Origin of the sequence: Bradyrhizobium sp. CCBAU 11386, assembly GCF_028128955.1 — a bacterium.
Taxonomy (GTDB): Bacteria; Pseudomonadota; Alphaproteobacteria; order Rhizobiales; family Xanthobacteraceae; genus Bradyrhizobium.
Genome location: NZ_LBKA01000208.1, coordinates 1 through 24,151 on the forward strand (window position 1 = coordinate 1; position 24,151 = coordinate 24,151).

Here is a 24,151-nt window from a genome sequence, read left to right on the forward strand (position 1 = left end):
AATACATCTGCAAATGCTGGACATCCCAGCCAGAACGATTCAAGCTCAATCCGCTCCAGCAAATGCCGGGACTAAACACCTAGTTCTTTTCACGGCCTTCATCACGTGACAAGGTTCGCTAATGCCAATGTTGCCGGCGTCCAGATGGCGCGGAGGTGGATGGTCACTACCAAAGCTTGAGGGGGCGTCGAAAGCCTGGAGCTTGGCTTTTGGTGTGATCTTTTCAATCGAACTTATAGGACGCTTGAAAGAACGTACCCCAGCGTTCCATGCTGTACTTCGCAAGTGTGGTCTGTTCACTGACGCAGCCGCTGCTGCTGCACAAAGAGTTGCTTCGCAGGTTGGTCCACATCGCCCAATAGCGGCCACCGACGCCGACGCTGAAGTTCCTGGTGATGAAGTAGGACAAGACGCCTTCAGAACACTTCCTAGCTCAGTACACACTTTGTTTTGCGACGGTTTGTAGGCCCCATGATGCTACTCTACAAAATAGAATCTGTTCGTGCCGGCTCCGACTACCAGCCAGTACTTCCGAAAAATGCAGTCCGGCATCTTTGGCGCGTCCCTCGGGGAGTGTGGCAGTCGGGCTGGCGCGTCAGCTTGTCGACAGCTGATCCTAATAGAGCAAGAACTAGAGAGGACACTACCTGCTCAGGATTGCGAACCGACTCATCAACCCATTCGACCGAGATTTCGCTGCTTACAACGTCGCGGTGCCACAACCGCAACAGCAGCACGCGGACTTTGAGCCGTACCTGGATGAAGTGCTGCAGCTTGATACCACCGCCGTCGCAGGGGTTCCTGTTTCTCCAGATCGCCACTATCGTCATCTGTCTGACGAAGACCGTAGACTCACCGAGGCGTTGGAACTTGGGCACCATAGGGCCCGAGGTCCTCATCCCGAAGACGCATTCACCAGACGCGTCGGGGACGCCGCTGCGCAGCACAGTGCGCCGCGGGAAGCTTTGAGTTGGCCGAAGGAGCTGACTGCGGAAGGTCACGATCAGGATCCGCTGCGAGGGATGATGGGCGAAGCCATCTTAGCATCGCCTCTCATGCCAACCGCGCGCGATCACCAGGCACCGGATCCCGGAGAAGCCGTTCGTCACTTCAACTGGAGCGACGGCTACCAGCCGGCTCCGAACGAACTGACCGGGAGCGCCTCCCTTTCAAGACATGAGATCCTCATGGGTGAGGATTACACCGGGCAGTTGAGGCCTGCGAAGAGGCAGAGGACGCTAAGCCAGCCGGAAGGGAATGCCATTGGGCGCCAGCTGAGTGAGCCCGGCAATTCAGTCGCGCTCGTGCTGATGGAAGACGCCGGCGCACCGTCGCCTTTCGGGCCAGCGGTCGGTTCGCCGTTAGTCCTTCCTGCGGAAGGTTACGATCAGGATCTGCTGTGGGCGATGAACGACGCCGGCCCATCGTCGTCTCTCGAGCCAACCGCGCGCCATCACGAAGCGCTGGATTTAGGAGAGGCCGTTCGTCCCTTCAACTCGGGGCACGGCGACCAGCACGCGACGGCTGCGCTTGACGGTAGCAGCGTCCCGCCGAGCCAGGACAGCCGACCCGCCCGCTTCGTGGTTCACAATGAGCGCTACACGGCGCTGTTCGTGCCCGCGGCGGCGATGAGGCGAAGCACCGCACTCAATCCGCCAAGCGCTGCCGTTCGTCTCGGATCTCGACCGGAGAACGTTCCGCAGCCCAGCGCGCAGCCGGCGAATCGGGCCTCGCCAGCGAGGCTTGCACGGTCAATGGAGCAAGCCGCTCCGGCGTCCGCCAGGGCTGAGACGACGTCCCCCGCAGCCCGCGAGATTTATGCTGCAACATTCGCCGCTCCCGAGGACTTTTCGCACGGCACCCAACCCGCCCCGTACACGATGCTCTCGAAGCTCGGCCGCTGGGGCCTCTTGCCGGACGCGGCGCAGCCGATAAAGCACTACGACATTCGCGGCGAGCTCTACACCGCCCTCGCAGGGCCGGGAGGGCCCAATGACATTCGGCTCATCCATCACCCTTGAGTGTAGACACCGAGGGACACTCCCGACGCTAGGAGCGTCCAGATAGCTCTGGTATCGGGCTTGTTAATGGATGATAACTTGCTCCAGCGACTCTAGCGAGCTTGGCGAGGTTGTGGGCGGTGCAGATGAGGGCCTATTCGGCGTTCGCTTTCTCCATGACGCGCAATAGGAATTGCCGGAACCCGCGCGCCTGCTTGATTTGTCCGAAGATCGGCTCGACGATTTGCTTCCTGAGCCGATAACGGTTTTGCCACCTGAGCGCCTGCATGAGGAGATTACCGCCGACTACAACGACATGATTTAGGGGGCGACTCGCGAGAAGATCGAGGCGCGGCACAAGGCTACGCGCGCGATAACGCGGCGCCGGCCTAAGTCTACTCAAACCCCAAAACGAATGTCTGTCGCAGCATCGCTATGACAGCCTTGGCTTTGTTCATGTTCGAGGTACGGATCAACCTGCGATGACCCGAATAGCGCGAGCGCCGCAATCCCTAACGTCTTGATCATGGGCGGCCCCAGAAGGAGACCGCCGACCGAACTGTCAGTTGTAAGACATTAGATTGCTATCGTGTCGCACCTGGCCACAATGGCGAAAGGCTGAGGGGGACTAGTGATGAAGCTGTTAAACGCGGAGCCATTAGAATTGGCTCGCCGGCGCGAATCGTCGAGGGATTTCGGACTTCCTGCCGGCCCAAATTGACGATCGCAGCGACAATCTTTCACCTTAACTGATAGTGCAAGCCTTCCCGGGCGATGCGGTCGGCACCGGCCCACTTCTCTTCACTACAAGACACAGCGACGCCGACAGGGGTCATGGGCGCGGCTGGACTCCGGCGAGGTGATCAATTTCACGAGGCGTTTGCATGCCCCTCTCTGCGGCAGTGGGATACGACGAACGCGGCATCGAAAGATGCCTCGGCCAGTGCCACAGGCTGTGCAGTGCGTTTGTTGCCTGAAAATTCAGTGTTCCGATTCAGGAATAAAAAGCGCGGGGCGTGTTTTCCTGACATGAGTGTCGTCTTTTCTTGGGACACCGGGCGCGATTTCGTAACAGGTCGATTTAGGAGGAACTATTGAGCCACGAATTACCTCCGCAACAGTACAGGTTCTTCGTTCGAATAGGGACCACCGGCTGGATGGTCTATGATCGACAACGCAAGGGGCCCGCGCTGTTAAAGGATCACAGCTTGGCCGAGAAGCAATCCAAGGAACAGGCCGAACGAATAAGGCAGGCACTGGTTGATGGTTCGATTAATTGATGACCATGATCCCTTGAGGTGAGCCTTTCCGTCGGCCAGTGCAGTATTTGAGGGAGCGGTTTCCTGAGCCCTCGCTTTCTCGGGTTTCGCGTGAAAATCGCCACTGGCGAATATTGGAGCGTGTCATAGCTGATCTCGGACAACGTTCGTTTTCGACTGAGGCCCTTCAGCGCATGAAGGACAACTTGCTCGCACATGTCGGCGAATATGACATGCCCCGATTTCATCGAGGTCTGCCCTTGTGACGCAAAATGGCGACATCACGATAGTCAGGTGATTGTCTTCAGATCGAACGCCGCAACGGTTCCGGCTAAAGATAAGCACCATCGCCCGGCGGTTGTCATTCCGCTTGAAGCGCGTGTTGCATGCGGATGCCAATCAACGACTTCATCTTTAGCATCGTGAATTGAAATCATCGTGACAGAAGGAGGCCTTGAACGCAGCTTGCAGCGTGTCTGCCGACAAAGGCGCAATCCAGGGCAGTCGTCCTAACCACCGCACCCGTCCAATCTCGCAAATTGCTGCCACAGCGTCCGAATTCTTTTCGCCAACGAAAGCGATCCCAAGAATGACGATCTGGCGCCTTCGGAGCGCATCTATGGACAGCAGTGAACAATTGATCGTACTCAGAGTTGTGCTCGCGCAGAGCACGACAGGTAGTCGCCACCGCTCCAAGAGGTCAATGTAAAGCGAGCCGCAATTCAGCGGCTCCATTAGTCCGCCGGTACCCTCGATCACGAGCGGCTGCCCTCCGGTGTCCGGTACGTCCAGCGAATCCGGTTTGATGCGAACCTCGTCAATCCCCGAGGAACTGTGGTGCCAAGCGGCCGTTTGCAGTCGGTAACGCTCAGGCACGATGCGATCCGGCGGAAGACTGCCAAGCCGAGCGACCCGCTCGGTATCGGTTTCTCCTTCGAGGCCGGCCTGAATCGGTTTTCAAAACTTCGCACCGAGGAGATTGACGAGTCCTGCGCAGAACACCGTCTTTCCGATGCCGGCGCCAGTAGCGGTCACCACAATCTGCTTCTGGCTCATTGAGTTTGGCCTCTTGTCTCCTCCTGCAGTTGTACGCAATTCACCCTCCACGATTTCAGTATCAGTTCACAAATATACGCCAGTCGGGAGTACCCACCTCGCGCCTGGGAAGATCGGCAATCAACGTTCCGCGTACGACCTGGCCTTCCAGGCGCGTCGAGCAAAACTCTGCTCAGCTCCCTTACGGCCATTTTTTACTCTCTCAAAGCAAAGTAGCGGTCGCTCAATCTATGCGACTCACGGATGGCCTTCGTTGCCGATGCCCCTGGCCTGAAAGGGCCTGTTCCGCCTGGCCAACTGATAGATTGAATTATAGAGTTTCGCGCGCGGACCATCGCGCTTCCCTAAGTTGCGTGTCATGCGTTGTGACAGGTTGAGATTGTTTTCGGCGCACAAATACTGTCCGGATCGGACGAGGGCATTCACCTGCGGCACGATGTATCCTAATAGATGCAGAACCGCACGTTTCGGACCCCAGCTCTACGAGAGGTGCCTGAGTTCAATCGATATGGGCTGTTGAGATAGTGCTGAATCGTCTTGTCGGGAAACACTGATCGACGGTATCACCCGCAACGAAGTATTGCGGGTTCTCGAGCTTTGCACGCGGATTCATCGAGCCGCCGAGCCAGAATATGCCACATTCAGATCATTTTGGACACCGAGCAACTCACACGTCTTGCTCAATTGGAAATTCTGCGAGTCTCTGCTGTTGCGAGCCTCTGCTGCAAGGCCGAGCGTCACACGAGCGCCCCCTTGCCATCAACGACGTTCCAGCATTGCATTGCGTTGCGCCGCTCCCCGAGGTAAGGACGCGGCCAAGTTGAGGCGTCACCTTTGCGGCCACCATGATCCGTCACATCGTCTTCTTCACAGCCAGGGATGAGGCCTGTATCGACCAAATCGTCAAAGGTCTATCGGTTCTCACCTCAATCCCATATGCACGCCGGCTCGAGATTGCGCGCAACCGCAAGAGCGATCAGCTCGGCAATGACATCGACGTCGTGGTGTACGGGGAGTTTGCTAGCGAGACGGATCTCGCTGCGTACAAAACGCACAATTTGTATCGAGAAGCGATCAGATGCGTACGGCCACTTCGGGAGTTGCGCTTTGCCGCTGACTATGAGCTGTCAACAGATGTGCATTTCGCGGGAACGGCAGGGCTAACGCAAGTCGCTCGGCGTAGCGGATCAGCTGGCGGTGAGTAGCTTGATGATCAGCCGCAGGGTCTTGTACGCTCGGGCGGAAACAACCCTCCTTCGGAGCGGCATCACGGCGGCGCAGGCCTCACAACCTGCCGGTCGTCGGTAACAGATAGCCTATGCACGTCCGCGAGTTGCAGTGGATTGAACCTGTCAAGGCGCTGCGGTGCCTTGCGCCGTGGCCGCAGCTTACCTTTCTCGATAGCGCGGCAGGGCATGAGCTGCTTGGGCGTTACTCATATCTGGCCTGCGAGCCGTTCGGCACCTATTTGGTCGCAGATGGACAGGCAAGTTGGAATGGAGTGGCACTTACAGGCGATCCATGGGAGGTCCTCCGCGGCCTTCTTGCGAGATACAAAGAAGCGCATCGCCCCGATCTCCCCCCATTCCAGGGCGGCGCAGCCGGCTTCCTTGCTTACGATCTGAACCGAACACTGGAGCAGCTGCCGCCGCCGTCAATTCACGGCCTCCGGTTGCCTCAATCAATCCTGCATTTTTACGATGTGGTCGTCAGCTTCGATCACCGGCACCACAGGTGCTGGATCGTCTCGACCGGATGGCCCGAACAGGACCCAACCGGACGAGCCGATCGCGCGCGTCGTCGCGCCGACGAGTTTGCAGCACTGCTCGCCAGGCCAAAGTCGCCGCGGAACATAATCCCCAGCACGGCGGGCGCTTGGCATTCTAACTATAGCCGTGAACGCTTTATCGCAGCGGTCCAGCGCGTCGTCGGCTTGATCCTGGCAGGAGATATATTCCAGGCCAACATCGCGCAACGCTTCAGTGCCAGGGTTTCGCCCCTGTTCGATCCGCTCACCTTTTATTGCCAGCTCCGGACTCTGAACCCGGCACCGTTTGCAGCTCTCTTGCGCTACGATAAGCTGACGATCGCATCAAGCTCTCCTGAGAGATTTCTAAAACTTGACGGACGGCAAGTCGAAACGCGCCCGATCAAGGGCACATTCGCGCGTTCCGCCGATTCCGCGGAAGATGGGCGGCGTGTCGAACTCCTTCTTGCGTCCGAGAAGGATCGTGCCGAGAACATTATGATTGTCGACCTGCTGCGCAACGATCTGTCACGCGTTTGTACCGACAATTCGGTCGATGTTACCGCACTGTGCAACCTGGAATCCTATGCATCGGTGCACCATCTCGTTTCGATTGTCAGGGGCGCACTTGCTGAAGACAAGGACGCCGTCAGTCTGCTTCGCGCCTGCTTTCCGGGCGGCTCCGTTACCGGCGTTCCGAAGGTGCGAGCAATGGAGATTATTGCGGACATCGAGGGAGTGGCGCGAGAGGTCTATTGCGGCGCGATCGGTTTCATTGGATTCAATGGACAGATGGACACGAACATTGCGATCCGCACTGTGATGATCGACGACGACCTAGCTGTCTTTCATGCAGGGGCTGGGATAACGGCGATGTCGGATCCTGAAGCCGAGTACGAGGAGACGCTTGCCAAGGCACAGCGACTCTTCGCCGCCTTTGGTGCCGATCTATCTGGTGCATTTTGATTCTGATCATCGACAATTACGACTCATTCGTGTTCAATATCGCGCGATATTTCCGCGCGCTCGGTGAAGAGACGCAAGTCGTCCGGAATGACGCGATGAGCTTCACCGATCTCCTCGCGCTCCAGGCGCGTGCAATCGTGATCTCTCCCGGACCTTGCACGCCAATGGAGGCCGGCATATCCACTGCCGTTGTCCGCGAACTATCGGGTCGCGTTCCAATTCTTGGCATCTGTCTTGGGCACCAGTGTATTGGGAGCGTTTTCGGCGGTCGCGTGGTACGCGCGCGTTGTCCGATGCACGGTCGAGCCTCACACATAACTCATGACGGCCGAGGGTTGTTCAAGCAACTCCCGTCTCCACTTTCTGTTGGACGCTATCATTCTCTGGCGGTTGAACTAGAGGAGTCAGACGCGCAGCATCTCGTGGTGACAGCCCGCTCAAATGAAGGTGAGATCATGGCTTTGGCACATCGGCATCAACCGACCTATGGACTGCAATTCCACCCGGAGTCAGTACTTACTCAACAAGGTCACGTGCTGCTCATGAATTTCCTGCGATTGGCAGAGAGCTTCCGAGCGTGAGATCGGCGACTTCGTCCCAAACGTGGCAGCCTGGTCCATAGAAGGGGCGGTAAGCTGCAAACTTGACGGATCTAACTCGGCACTCCGTGCGAAACAGCTCTGACCTGTTGAAGGTGTGACGAGAGAGCGCGAAAAAGCTCGATTTGTACGCTTTGTACGCAACTTTTTCTTTAAATTCAGGCTCAATTGAATTACTGGAAGCCAGCAATGCGTAGCTTTCCTCGCATTACCTCCATTCGATGAGTAGGCGGATCATCGTCTAGCCCATCGCAAAATGTTTATTTGAGATCCGCCAAGAAGTTGGTGGTGCCTTGCGGTAGTCTCGCTACCGCTGCCCTGACGGGCGTTTCCTCCCTTGACTTGGCCGCCGGTCCTATAGGATCGGCGGTTCTTCTCGGTGGCAGGTCAAACGTTCTCATGAAGCAGGACTCATAAGATCAATCTGCACTTGCGGGACGCCGTTTCCTGCGCGCCGCGGATATCGCGCAACAACGCGACCGGGTCGAGAACGGCATGTATTCTTGGAGATGGGCACGACCCGAGCGGGGGTGTCGGCGGCTAAGCGCTGGTGTGGTGTCGCCGGCGCACGGTATGTCTTGCGCACACGCGCATCGTCGCGCTGCCCGGCTATCAATTGAACGAGGATTGGAAGACGTGCACGAACAGCCTCCGCGATCGATAGTGTTCAGCCAGCAGCACTTCCAGGCTCTCGAACCGACGATAGCCGACCATTCTGCGCACGACGGCGCCGTTCTTCTGCTCGACGAACGGCTGGTCATTCTTTCGGTAGGGCCGGCAACGCGTGAAAACGATGTTGGCCGCCTCGCAGTGGGCGTTCAGCGTCTCAATCATGAACACGGTATCATTGTCAGTATCGAGGCCGAGCAGCGCAAAAGGCAATGGTTTGCGCAATTCCGTCAGCACCATGCTCAATAGCGCCTGTTCGCGCCACGATCAGAGCAGCGCACTCTGTCCAGCCGGTAGCACTGTCGGTGAGCACGAGGGTCAGGATGAAGCTGCCGGGCAGATGGACCGCTATGTGCTACAAGGTCGGCCTCGAATCCGGGCGCCGGATCATTCCAATCTGCCGACGTCCGTATTGGAACACTGCGACGCAACGAGTGCGTCGCGTGCCGCCGGCGCTTGCGACCTGATTCTTCTCGGACCCGCACTAATGTGCGGTCGATCGTCGCAGCGCTCATCGCCAAAAGTTTGGCGCCGATCTGGGGGCAAGGTCGAGGTGGCCGTGCCGTTCCATCGCCTCAATCAGCGCAGGCAGTAATGCCTTCAGCCGCTTCCCGCAGATCCGGCCTGTCGCCTCCCACTTGCATAACCTGCCGGCCGCGATCAGAAGTCGGCGCGGTCCCTCGCGGATCGCGCCGACGCCGGGATCGTAACTCCGGTCGGGCTACGCCTCCCTACGTCACGAGCCCGGCGAAACTCTCTCACCTTGATTGACGCGCTCTTCCATCCTGATCGCCGCGCGACAGGCTGACAAGCCTCCCGTGGTGCGCGTTCTCTTCTCCAGGCTCCATCCTTTTGGGAGATGGAGCCTGGAGGGCTCGGTGCTGGCAGGCAATCCTCCGAGCCGATCCGGAGGCAGGAAAGCTGCCACCGAACGGCACTATGCCGGAAGACAACCAGCTCACGAGATCCCCAGTCGAGCGATCTGCGCCGACACGTGCTCCGGATCGGGAAGGGGAGGCCACGGATGGCGGCCAGCGGCGTCGCTCAACAAGGACCTACAGAACGCAGGGGTGAGCTTGCCGCGGTGGATCACGACTTTCTCGTGCCCCTCGGCGGCTCGAGCGCTCTGCCAGTGCTGATTGTAGCCGCGCTGTTCGTTAGACTTCACGTGGCAAGCGGCGAATTCGCGATCGCCCAGTGTTGCTAATTGCCAGGCATGTACCGGCTGCTTGGTATGGATGTGCACCCACATCGGGCTTGGCGTCGCACCACTGCGCAGCGCCTTGGGCTGCAGCCTGATCTCGAACAGCGTCCCTGGCTCTCCCTTCAAAGGACGTGGTGGATCCACTGACGCCAGCTCCCCCGCCGCCCGCAACTGTTCAAGGTATTTTTGCGATGGAAACGCATAGGTCTTCATGCAATCGCTCGTGATTGCCGTCTTTTGCGCGTTTAATGAGTTTGCCTGCCCCTGCACCTCGGACCACATCGCCTTGAGCCGTACAATTTTATCGTGCACTTCGGGCAGTTGCGCAGGCGTGAGCAGGCCACGTCGTCGAGGCTCCTCCAGCGCGGCTGCACAGGCCTCAATCTCGGAGGCCTGCGTCTGCAAGCGCTTAATGACGCGATCCAAGACGTGTTCGGCGTCCTCGGGCTTCATCTGGCGCGCTTGCGAGACGGCGCTTTGCTGAGCCGACAGATCGAACTGCAGCAGCTCGTCCAATCGCTCAAGTAATCCCGCCAGCGCTTTCCTGGAGGGCGGAGCCTGCCACATCTGGAGGTGCTCGGTCGCGGAGGATGACGCGCGTGCCTCGTCCGCGGTCGCGAGTTTCTTGGTGCCGAGATCCGAGAGTACGATAACCTTGTCCGTCCGGTCCGTGGCGGCATTGGGCCTGGCGAGTTGCGGCTCCGCCGGGCGGCCCATCGAACTCCCCTCGCCTGCGGCCGCTGCACGCCTTCCTTTTCCCTTTCTGCGCGCTGGACTATCTTCGCCCACGACCGCAGTATTTTCCGGCAGCGCTGCCCAAGCCGGCGGCTCAATCGTGGCTATCGTCTTCGGCTGCAATGCCAGCAGCCGCATGACTTCGTTCGCCGTAACCCAAGCACCTTCCACGATCTCGTCCAGCAACTGCAACGGGAGGTCGGCTCGCGTTCTGGCCTCCCTCAGGCTGCCAACGATGCCGCTCACTCCTGACGCAAACTCCGAAAGGCGCTCCATGACTCCTTCCAGAACGGCGCGGTGCTCAGCGTCGAGCGTCGCTCCATTGCTGTTCAGAACGGCGCCGTGCGTCGAGACGAATGCCGGAAAAACATCTTCGATGAAGGTCCCGAGCAGACGCACTCGCCCGCTCTCATCCATGAGGGCGCCGCGCAGATCTGGTTCGAACGTGCTCGCTTGCGAATTTAATCAAGAGCTCCGCGAGAGCTATCCGCGATTGCAGATACATGCACTTCGTATTGAGCGCCCAGCCGGTATGCAGCCTTAGTGCGGCCTCTTCGCCTTCCGCATCTCGGGCGTGCTGGTTGGCAAGTTGGCAGTAGCCGCGCAGACTGACTGCATCCGCTCCAAACGCAATGCCTTCTTTCCCCACCACTCCATGCAGGCCACGTAGTGGCCCGCCACGCCTGCAAACACGCGGCTCAGCTGAGCGGGCGAAGCGCTGTCTTTCATGTTGTCGAGCAGGCGTGCTGCTTTCTTTCTGTTCTTCTCCAACTCGTCGAGAATCTGCTTGGCCAAGTGGTCACATTCGTGGGCCGCGTTCAGCGTGTCATAGCGGAGCTGGCGAGCCTGATCGTCCGGCAGAATGCGGCGCGCCAGAGCTGGGGGCAGATTCGCGTAGTACTCCAGAACTGCTGAGCCTGCTTTAACCACTTGATCGATCAGCTCTCGCGCCTCGGGCAAGTTCCGGGCGCGCCTGGCCGCTTGACGACAAGTTTTAAGCTGCTCGAGCAGGCTGTCCAAGTTTTCCTCTGCTGCCTTGATCTCGTCCCGCGTTGGCGCCGCCACATCCAAAGCTGGTGGCTGGTTCGCGAGCGCCGCGGTTCTATCTTGAGGCCCGGAGCGCATCCGCTCCACGACGGCGTCGAAGGATTGACTGCGTTCCCCAGGCAACAGGCCGGGCTCCGCGCTCGAACTGCTCAATTCCCCGGTGCTGTCGGCTCGTGCAGCCCCAACGCGCGATGTGCCAGCTCGGCCAATGCCCGTCATATTTTATCTCCGATAAAGTCGAGAATGCTCAGCCTATCTGGATAGACCGCCTGGCTGACCAGTAGCTGACCAAGAGAGTTCTTCCGGATGCGCAAGAAAGCCGATATCGCCTTGGGTCCCATTTCCATCGCAGCTCCTGTGTTGCTGAAGATAGCGATGCGGGATAGCTGCGTCAGTTGCGGCATAATCCGCTGAGACGTGACCGCGGCCTGACGTGCCCCGGTCAAGATCTGCGCTCTGGATCGACAGTACCGTCCGCGAGGCGATCCGTAAGGGTCCTGCCCCTATGCCGGGTACGGCGTCTGGTGAGGTCCTCACCAGCTTTCAAACCCACATTTCCAGCCGCTCCGATTTCGGCGCCGAGTTCGATAACGGTCAGTCTGGAGAGTCCGCGCCAGATGACGACATTTCCGGGTGGCGGATCGGCGGCCCTGGCCAGGTAGCGACCCAATCGTTCAAGTTTGGTCAAGTAGAATGCGAGGGTTCCAGGGCGACATCGTCGATTGCCGACGTCGCTGATGAGTTCATCGAGCAATGCGATCTCGTTGTCCGTCAAGGCCATCTTCGGTGACGCGTCCGGGCCGCGCGATTGAGCATGGTGAGCCAGAGGACGCGCCAACTGAGAATGCAGAAGACCGCCATCAGATTAGCGAGGCGCTCCGCGTCCGCAGTTTTGAGTCTTCCGCCCGCCCTGCAGCCCGATTTCAAGATCTTGTGGAACATCTCGATTTTCCACCGCATGGCGCACCAGTTAATCTTCTCGATTGCCTCGGAGCGTCTACGGACGGGTAGGTCCGTGATTAGCTTCGACTCAATAGGTTTCCGGCCCTTTGGCGCACCGCGCTCGCTTGCGCGGATTACCGTCAGGTCGAGGGCAGGATAGAGTTTTGCTTTCCGATCGGAGGCAAGACCGCAATCCGCTTGAACTTGATCTCCAGCACAGCTTTCGTCATCTCGCCCTTGTCGTCCCGCACGCCAATGTAATGCAGGCCCTTGACCGCTGGTCTCTTCCATCTCGGTCGCAATCGAATGGCCGTCATCGCCCGCCAGCCGATCGACGCAGGCGCGGACAAGCAAGTGAGCGCCAAGCTCTTGCGTCAGGCAATACAATTCGTAGATGCGCTTTCGCGGTCGCCGATATGAATGCGCTTGCTCACCTGGCCGACGCGCTCACCAGCATCGTCAACGGCTATCCAAACAGCGAAATCGATCAGTTGCGTCTTTGGGCTTACTGCCGTCACGATCTTAAAGCCGTGGCCTGAGGACGACGCGTACGGTCTGATGGCAATGGCCGATTCCTGGATTGACCAACAGATCAGCGGCGGCGTGGTGGTGTTTGGGTTGTTGCCGGGGGGCGACGTTTTGTTTTTTGGGCGATGGCGGTGAGCGCGAAGTCGGATCGCGGCCATCATGGCGAAGGCGAGCATCACCAGGGACACGAAGAGGCTGACGACGAGCGTCTCCTGCGCGTGCCGCATTGCCTGAATGATCGCTCGTCAGATGTTTTCCCAAGGAAGCGGATTTCGATAGCGTAGCATACCAAGTATCATCCCTCTGCAGATCGACGGATCCGGCGTCCAGGCCGGCAGGGCTCGTATTGGTAATGTCCACTTGACTCAAACGCTTCACATGAGACTCGACAGCTGATGTCGCAGCTACAGCGAGAATGGCGGCTTCGCGTTGCGCAACATTTACTGTCGAACGCTAACAGCGCGATTGTCGGGTTTGAGCCCCAATGTCGCAAATTTGACGCGTACCTGGCGCGTGGAGAGCCTCATTTAAGCGGCACGCTGCTTGCTTCATTCGCGGCGCCATCACCGATGCCAGCGCGAAGGCGCTCGGTTGTGGAGGGAGAAGCGCAGCGGAGTATTTGATGCGATCTGGACTTCTTTTTTGGGGAGCCACAACAATTGCGCTCGTCGCAAGCAGTGCCGCCAATTCGGCAGACCTTGAGCCAGAAGTGAAACTGCCGCCGGCGGTGTGGAACTGGACCGGAGGCTATATTGGCGGGCACGTCGGCGGCGGGTACGGCCGAACCTCCTTCAGCAATCCCTACGGTCCGTCAATCTATGGCGATGTCGTCGATACCCCAGTATTCCTCGCAGGTGGCCAGATCGGTTACAATTGGCAGAACAAGGGCTGGGTCTTTGGTGTCGAACTCGATGTCAGCCGCGCTGTCTCCGACGGCACAAATACCTGCCTCGCTGCCTCCGGCTTTGTCGTGAGCGCAAACTGCAAGGCAGGTCCCAACGTTCTTGCCACCGGGACCGGCCGCATCGGTTACGCGTTTGGCGCGCTGGGCCACACGCTGGCCTATCTCAAGGGAGGCGTCGCTTGGCAGAACAATCAGGGCGACGTCCTCAATAATTACGAGTTTGGATTCTCACCGGAGAAGACCCATTTCGATTATGGTCGCCTCGGTGGCACCATCGGGCTAGGCGTCGAGCAAGCGCTTACGCCTGCATGGTCGGTCAAAGCTGAGTATGACTATCTGCATTTCGGCGGGCCGAGGATCGACACACCTCCGACGGTGCAGTTTCCACCGTTTGCGATTCTGCCAGCGAACACAACGAGGCCCTCCAGCAGTTATCACGTCGGAAAGATCGGGTTGAATTACCATTTTGGCGCCGACCCTTGGACGGCGCAATGGGGCGACGCGCCGCTGTACGCGAAAGCACTCGCCGGTGCGCCGCCGGTTGCTTACTCGCCCGGTTGGGCGTTTGAAGGCGGATCGCGGCTCTGGCTCAGCCGCGGACAATTTCAATGGGACCACAGCGCAGTGCCCTATGGCCACCTCGACGACCCCAGCCGTCTCATCTCGAGGCTCACTTATTACGGATTGGACGGACTTTCCGGGGAATCATTTCTCCGTGTTGACAGCCCCTGGGGAGTATTCCTCAAGGGCAATATTGGGATCGGGCGCTTCAACAAAGGACACTCGAACGATGAAGATTGGGGTCTCGATACTGGGACCACATCAATGTCGTATACTAACACGATCTCGGGCCAAACAAACGGAAGGTTCACTTATTACACGGCGGACCTAGGTTATGATTTCCTGCGCGGCGCCACCTACAAGGTCGGCGGATTCACGGGTTGGAGCTATTACGGCGAGAGCTCGGACTCGATAGGATGCGTCAAGATCGTCAACCTACCGTGCCTGGCGCCAGGCGACAACACGAACGTTGGCAGCCAGGATACTCAATGGAATGCACCTCGTATCGGCCTAAGCGCCGAAACCATGCTCACCGAGCGTTGGCGTTTGAGCACGGACGTCGCTTACCTGCCGTGGACCGATTTCAAGGGGCGTGATTATCATCTCTTGCGCAACGAGACCATGTTTGATGAACAACGGGGCAATGGGGGCCGAGGCGTCCAGGTTGAAGGCGTCTTGTCCTACTTCATCACCAGGAACTTCAGCGTCGGCGTCGGTGGCCGCTACTGGGCGATGTGGACCAACAAGCGGAGCAACTCTTTGTGCAGCAGCTATGGCTGCGTCGGTGAGCCGACCGTACTTGCGAAGTATAGCATGGAGCGCTGGGGTACGTTCTTTCAGGCCTCCTACAAGTTCAATTGAGGGGCCTCACAGCCAAGCTCCAACCTCGGGCAAAGCAGTGACCGAACAAATCCGAAGACAAAGTGATTGCCTTAAGAGTCCAATCGGAGGTCGCTTAACGAAGCTCGCAGCATCGATCAATGTTTCGCGCCACAGGGCTGCGTAGGTTCGGACGTCGACGGTTTGCTTCCCTCAATTCATCATGGGAGATAAAACCCAGCATGCGGAGCCGGACGGTGACGAGATCTTGGTCCAACATCCAAAGCTGAAGGCTATGAGAGCTATGCGGGGACGTGGGTGATGACGGGTTGAGATAGGCGGCGTTCAAGGCAGGTGTCGAGCCTGCCCTAACCTCTCAAGGAGAGCGATACGCATGAACGAGAAGTCAGCCGTCTGCGGTTGACGATCCACTGCCAGAAATTCTGCGGAACGGAGCCCGTGAGCTGCTCGCCCGGGCCGTCGAGATCGAGCTGCAGGAGCTCGAGTTAGTAGCTGGCCGCCTCTGCGACTCGCCCGGTTGCGCCGAGAGCGCGAATTCGTAGTTGCCGTGTCGCCCGCAGTTCCCGACATGTGTCAGGCAGGAGGTGCAAATGCGACGGGTGATTGGCATCTGCCAAACTCAACCAAAAACGCCTTGCACGTGAAAAGGCTATCTCTGATCATTCGTGGTTTGGTGCGCGATCACCACTTCTCGCAGCGCTGGGGCAGCTTGTGGTCTTGTCCTGTGGCTGGATGACATTTTCGCAGATAATCTGGTCTAGTTTTTCTCAGCCGACCACGATCCCTGCTCACTGAACGTAGGGTCAAATACTGACGCGGGTGCTGGGCGCGGCTCTGTGTTGGGATGTTGGAAACTCGATGTGACAATCAAACTTCAGACGGTAACGACAGACACACCCAAAAGCTGAAGGTTACTGCCGGCGACGACCTTGGAATCCCAGAGGAAGGCGGAACTGCTCATGGCATAGCCCATCTGTGAAGCGCAGCTTCATGGCAATCACGTTGCCTGGAGCATTGTCTACCAAAGAATGCTTTCCGGTCCGGATGGACCTGCAGCCCCCGAACAATCAAAAGCCTTGGAAGGGACGAGTGTCCCCGCAAGCACACGTGACACCGCATCGGACTCAGAGTCGTTGGTTTCTTTTCGCTCGCGGGTAACGAGCCTTCCGCTGACAAGCAGGGCGATCGGAGCCACCTTGACGCCCTTGCTGCCATCACCAGACCGCGCCGATCTTAGTCCAGGAGGCGCTCTCACCTCACCGGTGACGACAAAGGCGTCATGACTGGGCTTCACGACTTTGGATTTCGTAGACATTGCATTCTCCAAGTTGGTTGATGCCGCTGCAAGTTGTCCGCGCGCTACACTATCGCTCCTCACGGACACTTCAAACATCCGCCCTGTTGATGACTAGATCCTGAGATGCAGCAATTGTTTCGCGTCGATCAAACCATCTTCGCTGCTTGCAGAAGCGGAGATGGTTCACTACGAGCCAAACCCCACCGCGTGTCCGCTGCCAGACCGGAGCGATAAGGGCCTAGGCTGCAATCCGTACGGGGAGAGCGGAATAGCCGTGCACGAAGTTGGACGCAATTCGCTCGGGTTCGCCGACAACCTTGACCTCCAGTCCCGCATCCAGCATCTCTTCCCAGAGGACTCTCAACTGAAGTTCCGCAAGATGTCGACCAAGACAGCGATGGATGCCGAATCCGAACGCGAGATGCTGCCGCACATTCTTGCGGTCGATGATGAAGCTGTTGGCGCTCTTAATGATCTCTTCGTCCCGGTTGCCGGAGATGTACCACATAACGACCTTGTCGCCCTTACTGATCTGTTTCCCGCCTACGATGCTATCGGTAGCGGCGGTGCGGCGCATATGTGCGATCGGCGTCTGGTATCGAATAATCTCGGACACGGCGCTCGAGACCAGCTTTGGATTGACGGTTAGTTTTCGCAGTTCGGAGGGGTACTGACTCATGAACAGGAGGCCGCCGGTAATCGAGTTGCGCGTGGTGTCATTCCCCCCAACGATCAGCAGAATCAGATTCCCGAGAAACTCACTCGGCTCCATATGGCGTGTGGCGGGCGAGTGCGCCATCAAGGAAATCAGGTCGAGGCGCGGCTCGGCATTGATGCGCTCGTTCCAAAGTCTGGTGAAATAGTCGAGGCACTCTGACAAGATTTTGCTTCGCTTGTCCCAGGTATCGATCGCATGGCCTGCTTTCGGAACTGCAACAGCTACGTCTGACCAATAGGTCAGGAGTCGCCGATCCTCAAATGGGAAGTCGAACAGCGTGGCGAGCATTTGCGTCGTCAACTCTATGGAGACCATGTCCACCCAATTGAAGGCATCATTGCGCGGCAGGCCGGCTAGAATCGCCCTGACCCGAGAGCGGATCAAGCTTTCGAGCTTCGTCAGGCTTTCCGGCTCGACTATCGGACTCACGGTATTGCGCTGTTCGGCGTGCTGGGGAGGCCCCATCTTGATGAAACTCTGGGTCCAGTGCTTGTCAGGCACGTCGACAATAGTGACACCTTGCTCTGACGAGAATGCTTTGTGGTTTGTGTCTACCGCTACTATATCCCGGTATTTCGTCAGGGACCAATATGGACCATGAGGGCTGTCTTGACAGTAGTGAACGGGATCTTCCCTTCGCAACCGCTCGAAGCAACCCCATATGCTGTCGTCTTGAAAGCGCTTGGCCTCGCTTACATCCAGATTGCTCAGCGGGATAATACAGTCGTCGTCAGCTCTATAATCTTCCAATCGCCTTTTCATGATCGTCTCTGTAGATTTTGCTCTTGAGAGCTTACGGATCCAGGATCGCGATTCACCGTTTCGAGCTGCCGTGGCGTGGGGCTGCGACCGGCCGCTCGACCAGACTATCTCAAAGTGCAGCTAGCTCCTCCCTACTATGTCGGGCAGTAAGGATCGAATTGACTTTCCAAGTCGATCTACTCAGCGGATCGGTGAGAGCTATCACCGCAGTTGGACGATGGTTCTACGCTGGAGGCAGCGTCGAGCCGAAATGCACAGTCATAAGTTCAGGCACGGCCGGAGTGGCGACTGCTATCGAAATCACGCTATGCATAATCGCCTGGCTAGGACTGTTCAGGCAGATCTATCCAGACATCCGGAGGACCATTCAGGAGTGTATCCTGATCTGGAACGTAGATACTATCGAAGACCCTGAGACCATGCGCCATTGCCGCTCCAACAATTATAAAAGGAAGCTTGACCTGCTCCAGGTCTTCGAAGCTTTCAGCACCAACAATTCGAACAAAATCGAGTTTAAACTGTCGGAACTCAATTTGAGATGTAGCCGACGCTACTAGATCCTTGACGCTCGACGCTCCTTGGGCGATCTCTTTCCTCGAATGGTTGAGTGCCGTGAAGAGACACGACAGCTCATCAAGCTCGGAGCGGCTAAATTGCCTCAAGCGCGACGAAACTGGCACGCCGTTCTTGTATCTCACGGTCGGCACAAACCGTATCTCGCAATCGAGAAGGAGGTCTGCGACGGCGCGCTTCACCAGGATCGCCTGACCGATATCCTTGAGGCCGAAGTAGCTGCGAGTTGGTCGCGCATAACAGATCCAGCGGATTGCCCCGGTAACGGCTTCCTTCAAGTACGCCTCAGGCCCATCTAAACGCAAATGATAATCGCCTTGCGATACAAACGTTAGATAGCCAGGCGGGAACATTTCGGTATCGTTCGAGGAAATCACGGCAGTTGCCCCCGCACGTAGGGCAAGTCCAATATCATCGTCCAAATTGAAATCGTAGCTCCCACCTGGTCTGAGCTGGCTCTTGTTCGGGTAGACTGTGACAATCGCGACGTCATTCTCCGATGCCGCTCTCCTGATCAGTTCTGCGTGCCCAAGATGCAGGGCGCCTAGAGTGTGTACCGTCCCAATAGTCTGACCTGTTCTCGCCACCTCCCGGATGAAAGCTTTGCCTGCGGACAGACATGCCAGATGCATTTTCTTACTCCAGTTTCTTCGAAAGCCGAAAGAGTGCTCTGATCGGTCGAATCGCAGAAGGTCCGCCCTGCGTGTCGTATTGACCGCGCATGTCAGCGAGCCCCAAAGTGCTTTAACGCCCGCTCACAGCTCGGACTACCGCACCAACCTATTCTAAGCTCGGACACTGTAGCCCCTTCAATTTTGCGGTTTCCTAAGCCGTCAGGTTGACCCTTCTCGACCACGTCTGATCAACGATGAGAATTCGTCCAGATAGCTTGATGGCTCGCGCGGCTGATCACTATTCAAAGCGGCCTGCAGTCCCGGACATCGGTCTGCAAAAAACGGTGGCTCGAATGTCGTTATCTTAGCGCCCGAAAAGTCGACCTTTACGAAGCTGGCCTGGAATGGCGATATCCCACTCAGGTTCGCGTCGCGCAAGGACGATTGGTTCATGCGAACGTATGCGACGCGCGCTGCCTCCAGGTTGCTGTCGGCTATTCCGGCGGCGAGATATGCCTGAACGAGATTGGATCCTTCGAGATTTGCGTGATCCAATGCCATCGATTGCGGCGGATCACCGGTAATCATTGACCTGTAAAGGTAAGCCTGGGATAGGTCTGCATGCTCAAGATCGCAGTCGCGCACAAAGGCACAGCGACCACGAAAGCCCGTGAATTTGGCGGCTCGCATTGTGCTCTCTGTTATCGAAATGTTTTCGCCTGACGCCCGAGATAGGTCCGCTCCATCGAGCTGACAGGAATGAATGGATGCACCGTTCAACACAGCACCGACGAGGTTCGCGTCGGACAAGCTTACGGACAGAAGCCGCGCCTCCGTCAAGTCTGCCTGCTCCAGCTCCGCACTTGAAAGATTTGACAAGTGAAGGTCAGCGAATGGAGCGCAGAGGGCTCTCGCCGTAACGCGGCCGCTCACCTTTGAGAGCCTCAGATACGGAAGATGAGCGCCTTCCAGGACAAGACCGTCGACCGAGGTGGGACGCACGATCGATAAACAGTCCCCCTTTGACTGGAAGAACGAGCAAGCCGCCAGATGCGCCTTCGTGATCGTGACTTGGCTCAGCTTGGCAAAGCGAAAGGAGGCGGATGGAAGGAAGCATTCGTTGATGGTCGAACCCTGTAATTCCGCGCCATCAAATACAGCATCGCTCGCGTCGCACTGGTAAACGAGGAGCCCGCTGAGCATCGCGTTGTCAAAGCGTGTCCTTTTCATGCTGCAACCGTGGAACAGACTGCCGGTTGCATCAATTACGTTGCGCAGACTGGCGTCATCGAAGTTGCAAACCTGCGCTGCAATCGCGTGCATATACGCAAAATCGAGCTTGGTCCCGAGGAAACTTGCCCTCTCTAGCCCCGGACAGACAAGGTTCGCCCCAGAAAGGTCTGCCCGATCCAACTTTGCTCCATAGAGCTGCGCACGATTGAGGGTACAGCGTCGCAACGGGAAATCTGACAGGTCGTGACCGTTAAAGTTCTCGGAGGATAGCTGCAAACCAATCCCAGTCTTTCTGATCGCCTCCTCAGTTCGCCTGCCGACAGCGGCCACCGCGCGCAACCGATCAGCAGCTCGGCTCCAGTACCGAACAAACTCGCCATCTGATGAAAGGTTGTTTTTCGTCTCTGACCAGTGCTCTGCCCCTTCATTCGCGGTGCACTCGCTATCAGCGCCGATCGTTTGCGGCATGTCGACAATTCCGTATTACCCGGATTACAGGGGGCCTGTTATCTTGGACGTACGCTATGCGATTTGTGGCGTATTCGTCTGCGAAATGGCGACACGATGCGTCGAGAGGCGCCTATTGTGTCGGTGGCCTCCCGTAGCCGGCACGCTTGAGCACGTCAGCCGAATTCTAGTCATGCCCCCTCCCAGTGCCGCTCGCTGCGATTGTTGACCAAGCCCGGCAACGCTGACAAGGCAACGGTCGTCTGACAGTGAGATATGTCCAGAAGGCGCGATTTGTGCCGTCGGCTCATATAGGCAAATCCACATCGCTCTCCATCAAACCGAATGCGAACGTTTCAAGGTCTTGCTTATTTTTCAGAATGGCCCCACCGCTTGCGGGCGGAAAAATGATCGTTCATCTAGGGCTGCACTCAGCCCTTACTCGGTGTTACCCCATTTTCGATAGCAACGACCGTGCCAGCCGCATCAGTCGCAAGTAAGGGGCTGAATAGGCTTCATGAAATCGTAATTGACGCGAATGCTTTGAACCTGACAAAGACAGTCTCGTTGTCAGGGACCGCACCATGATCGCAAGGCTATCGCGCAGCGAAAATTCCGAGCTCGTTTGCAGGAGAGCAAGAGCCGCGAGTCCTTGCGGGCACGCAATCGAGGACTTGCAATTCGACACGTGCGGATCGCCGACCTCACGGTTAGGGAGTGTTCGAACTCGGTTAGCCCAGCTCCGCGCGCTGGTCGGGTCCACCTAGGGGGGAAGGCGGCCCTCAATGGAGGGATACCTTCCATCAGCTGGATGGCTGGATCATCCGAAGGCTCTTGTCGCGCCGCGCAAGCCGTGGCGGAACGCAGCCTGGAATGAATATCCGACCGCACGGCTGCACAGGAGTTCAAGCTGGTCGGGCTGGTCTCACTGATCCCTTCGCTTCAGCCGCAAGAGCCCGTTCCTGAAAGCTGGATACGGGAAAACTGCACGTCCAGTTTGTGCGGCGGACGGAGGCCAGCGCAAGAGCAATCGAGCGCGCCTCCTCCGACCCGACACTGTGGGAATTGGAGTTCTATGCCTGGCGCGGAAGCCGGCGAAATGAAAGACATGATCCGGGGTCGTCACATCCAGAGCAGGGGCTTTGGAATGCAGGTATCATCCCAACGACAATGGCTCCGTCTCTGTCTCGATCGAGGGCGGCGGCTCGCCATGGAGCTTGGACTCAAAGCCCCGCAGCCGCTGATAAATCGAAATCAGTTCGACAATGGTGCTCCATGAGTTGATAAGATACTGAAACGAGGTTCTGACCTGCGCGAACGCATTCAAAATCTGGTTCATCGCGCCAAGCGTAATCTTGCCCGCAATGATCGTGGGTGCGAGCAAGACATAGGGGAAAATGGTGTCGGTCTGCAGGTAAACGATGCGGCCTACGTTAAAGTACATGAAGTTCAGATAAAGCCGGAAATAGTTCCTGCGAATGTCGCCAAACAGCATGCTCAATCCCGGCGGGTCGGCGCGAGCGGGGTCGTCCTCGCCGAGCACTAGTTCCTTGCGATAGGCTGCTTCCACCCGCTGGTTGAAAAACTCGATTCTCGGCAAGCGGATTCCGATCAACGCGAGAACGCCGGTGCCGAGCACCGACCAGATCACTGCTGCAAACACCAGCGGATAGGGAATGGAACCGATCAAAGGTAGTTCTGTGATATTGCTGGATAGCCTCACCAAAACAGGCAGGAAAGCCAGGAGCGTGAGCAAGGCACTGATGAGGTTGACGCCGAGACCTTCCATGGTGCTCGCAAAGCGCATGGTGTCTTCCTGAACGCGTTGCGAGGCGCCTTCGATGGCGCGCAGCCGCGGCCAGCTTGCAACATAGAAATCGTTCATCGCCGTCCGCCAGCGGAAGATGTAGTGACTGACGAAGAAACGCGTCATCACACCGACCACGACCGCAACAAGAGCAATGCCGGCAAAAGTCGACAACTCGCTGTAGAACTGCTGCACCGTCACTTGCGCCGATTTCGAAAGCGCGGCCTGGACAAGGTCATAGAAGGGCCCATACCAGCTGTTGATGGCGACGCTGACCTGGACCTGAAAGTAGGAGGTGAACAGTATCAGCGCGGAGCCAAGAATCGACCACCTCGCCCAGGGATGCGGCGCAACCAACATCCAGCCAGCCGCAAATATCGCCGAGCATGCGGCGAAATAGAGGTCGAACCAGAGAGCCGGCGCCGACGTGAACGTCGCCAACCCGACCGATCTTTGCGGCGCTTCGAATAGATTGCTGGCGAAGCCATGCCAGACCAGCATTGCCAGTGCGGTCCAAACGATCGCCGAGAGAAAGAACAGCTTGGGTCGGGGGAAGAACGAGACGAACATGGTTAGCACTGAGGTCCGAGCATCTGTGGCCTCTTGGACTACAGGAGACCGTCGGGCGTCGTCAACTTAATCGACCGCCGAGCTGAAGGAGGTACCTCTCAAAGGCTCGAGATTCGGCGATAGCGCTTGTCGTGGAGATCTCGCGCCGAGCCGCGAAGGCTCGCTCGCGCGAAGCACGACGGAAGTCGGCAGTGGCGGCTCCGGGATAGGGGATGCGGAAAAGGTTCGCGACCTAGCGTCGTCGCACTTCGAACAAGACAATCAGTCGCAATCAGATGCAAGTGGTTGTGACGGCTATTCCTGACGTCACAACATCGTAGGTCAGGTTTGCTGAAGTCGCCTCCTCGCGGGGGTCATCAAGCGAAATGATTCATCGAGCAGAGCCATTAGAAACCACAAGACGGCGCCGGCATCTGCCGGCTGAACGACAGGTGCGGACATAGGCTGGCACGAACATCGCGCTGCGGTAAAAAGTCCCTACAATCAGGGCAGCTGAGCTTACCCCTCGAAATACATGTTAGATGGCGCAATGGAGCGCCAGCTTGCGGCTTTGAGTCCGGCTGAACGCGCCTCAGTATATCCGCCAATCCTCATCTAGAACCAACAGTAGCATTTTCGCGCCCGTCAGCTTCTCGAAAGCTGTCTTTGCAAAGAACTGGTCACCAACAACTACTTTGCGAGGGGAGGCGGATGAACATCGATCCACGGAATGCCGCAGAGGCCTCGGTTGACAGTCACCGCACCGGGTAAATCGTCAAGCAGTCGAACTGAGCGTATAAGCCAGCTCACCGGTGCGGCTGCCGGCCGATCAAGCAGACTTTGAAGTCCAGGTACATGGTCTGCATTCGATTCACCAAACATCGGATCCTGCTGTCGCATCATCGAGTGCGCCGAATGAGGCGGTGCCGCAAACCAAGCACTATCCAGCCGCATCATTTGTCAGCGGCGCGCCCATCTTGCCGCAACGCAAACGGGCGCGACGCTTGAAGCGCTCAAGAACGAGACAGCCTTGGCCGAACAGCAATCAGCACGATGGGCGCCAGCAACCGCAACGGGGGACGAAAGTGTCGAGC

The 24,151-nt window shown here is 57.8% G+C and carries 13 protein-coding genes and 5 pseudogenes; 5 read left to right on the forward strand and 13 right to left on the reverse strand.

All coding sequences use genetic code 11. The annotated features are described in order from the left end of the window. Nucleotides 1–223 precede the first annotated feature (223 nt). Nucleotides 224–409: a hypothetical protein gene (locus tag XI09_RS16080; protein WP_271567691.1), complete on the reverse strand. Its 186-nt coding sequence runs from the start codon at nucleotides 407–409 to the stop codon at nucleotides 224–226. A gap of 613 nt (nucleotides 410–1,022) precedes the next feature. Here XI09_RS16080 and XI09_RS16085 point away from each other — a divergent pair. Continuing rightward, the gene (locus XI09_RS16085; RefSeq protein WP_271567692.1) at nucleotides 1,023–2,021 is read left to right on the forward strand and encodes a hypothetical protein; all 999 of its coding nucleotides are present in this window, start codon (nucleotides 1,023–1,025) and stop codon (nucleotides 2,019–2,021) included. 133 nt (nucleotides 2,022–2,154) lie between these two features. Here XI09_RS16085 and XI09_RS16090 read toward each other — a convergent pair. Next, nucleotides 2,155–2,271, reverse strand: a pseudogene (locus XI09_RS16090) (transposase); the annotation flags it as partial. A 1,402-nt stretch (nucleotides 2,272–3,673) separates the two neighbouring features. Continuing rightward, nucleotides 3,674–4,315: pseudogene (locus XI09_RS16095) on the reverse strand (dethiobiotin synthase). Between the two features lie 845 nt (nucleotides 4,316–5,160). Between XI09_RS16095 and XI09_RS16100 the strand changes: the two are divergent. The 3 genes from XI09_RS16100 to XI09_RS16110 all read left to right on the forward strand — a co-directional run bounded on the left by XI09_RS16100 (nucleotide 5,161) and on the right by XI09_RS16110 (nucleotide 7,609). Continuing rightward, complete coding sequence (locus XI09_RS16100; protein ID WP_097669452.1) at nucleotides 5,161–5,520, forward strand: Dabb family protein; 360 nt, start codon at nucleotides 5,161–5,163, stop codon at nucleotides 5,518–5,520. 113 nt (nucleotides 5,521–5,633) lie between these two features. After that, nucleotides 5,634–7,028: an aminodeoxychorismate synthase component I gene (pabB, locus tag XI09_RS16105; protein WP_271567693.1), complete on the forward strand. Its 1,395-nt coding sequence runs from the start codon at nucleotides 5,634–5,636 to the stop codon at nucleotides 7,026–7,028. Further along, nucleotides 7,025–7,609, forward strand: coding sequence for an anthranilate synthase component II (locus tag XI09_RS16110; RefSeq protein WP_097669454.1), 585 nt, complete (start codon nucleotides 7,025–7,027; stop codon nucleotides 7,607–7,609). The genes pabB and XI09_RS16110 overlap by 4 nt, the downstream gene beginning before the upstream one ends. A 462-nt stretch (nucleotides 7,610–8,071) precedes the next feature. Here the strand turns inward: XI09_RS16110 and XI09_RS16115 are convergent. From XI09_RS16115 to XI09_RS16135, 5 genes and pseudogenes are all read right to left on the reverse strand, one after another. Continuing rightward, nucleotides 8,072–8,933, reverse strand: a pseudogene (locus XI09_RS16115) (ISNCY family transposase); the annotation flags it as partial. A 321-nt stretch (nucleotides 8,934–9,254) separates the two neighbouring features. Beyond that, nucleotides 9,255–11,501, reverse strand: a pseudogene (locus tag XI09_RS16120) (hypothetical protein). Then, a complete protein-coding gene (locus tag XI09_RS16125; RefSeq protein WP_271567694.1) occupies nucleotides 11,498–11,728 on the reverse strand; it encodes a hypothetical protein in 231 nt (76 codons plus the stop codon). Before XI09_RS16125 ends, XI09_RS16120 begins: the two are co-directional and overlap by 4 nt. Further along, a complete protein-coding gene (locus tag XI09_RS16130) occupies nucleotides 11,725–12,057 on the reverse strand; it encodes a hypothetical protein (protein ID WP_271567695.1) in 333 nt (110 codons plus the stop codon). Before XI09_RS16130 ends, XI09_RS16125 begins: the two co-directional genes overlap by 4 nt. Before the next feature lie 541 nt (nucleotides 12,058–12,598). Further along, nucleotides 12,599–12,979, reverse strand: a complete 381-nt coding sequence (locus XI09_RS16135) for a hypothetical protein (protein ID WP_271567696.1) — start codon at nucleotides 12,977–12,979, stop codon at nucleotides 12,599–12,601. 395 nt (nucleotides 12,980–13,374) lie between these two features. On the opposite strand from XI09_RS16135, the gene XI09_RS16140 reads away from it, so the two are divergent. Then, entirely contained in the window at nucleotides 13,375–15,078 is a 1,704-nt protein-coding gene (locus XI09_RS16140) for an outer membrane beta-barrel protein (protein ID WP_271567697.1), read from the forward strand. A 1,514-nt stretch (nucleotides 15,079–16,592) separates the two neighbouring features. Here the strand turns inward: XI09_RS16140 and XI09_RS16145 are convergent. From XI09_RS16145 to XI09_RS16165, 5 genes and pseudogenes are all read right to left on the reverse strand, one after another. After that, complete coding sequence (locus XI09_RS16145) at nucleotides 16,593–17,834, reverse strand: cytochrome P450 (RefSeq protein ID WP_271553274.1); 1,242 nt, start codon at nucleotides 17,832–17,834, stop codon at nucleotides 16,593–16,595. Nucleotides 17,835–18,157: 323 nt separating this feature from the next. Next, nucleotides 18,158–19,039: a pantoate--beta-alanine ligase gene (locus tag XI09_RS16150; RefSeq protein ID WP_271567698.1), complete on the reverse strand. Its 882-nt coding sequence runs from the start codon at nucleotides 19,037–19,039 to the stop codon at nucleotides 18,158–18,160. Between the two features lie 201 nt (nucleotides 19,040–19,240). Further along, nucleotides 19,241–20,722 carry a pentapeptide repeat-containing protein gene (locus XI09_RS16155; RefSeq protein WP_271567699.1) on the reverse strand — a complete coding sequence of 494 codons (1,482 nt, stop codon included), beginning with the start codon at nucleotides 20,720–20,722 and terminating at the stop codon, nucleotides 19,241–19,243. A 1,135-nt stretch (nucleotides 20,723–21,857) separates the two neighbouring features. Further along, the gene (gene sbmA / locus XI09_RS16160; RefSeq protein ID WP_271567700.1) at nucleotides 21,858–23,078 is read right to left on the reverse strand and encodes a peptide antibiotic transporter SbmA; all 1,221 of its coding nucleotides are present in this window, start codon (nucleotides 23,076–23,078) and stop codon (nucleotides 21,858–21,860) included. Nucleotides 23,079–23,144: 66 nt separating this feature from the next. Further along, a pseudogene (locus XI09_RS16165) lies at nucleotides 23,145–23,310 on the reverse strand (IS6 family transposase); the annotation flags it as partial. Between the last annotated feature and the right edge of the window lie 841 nt (nucleotides 23,311–24,151).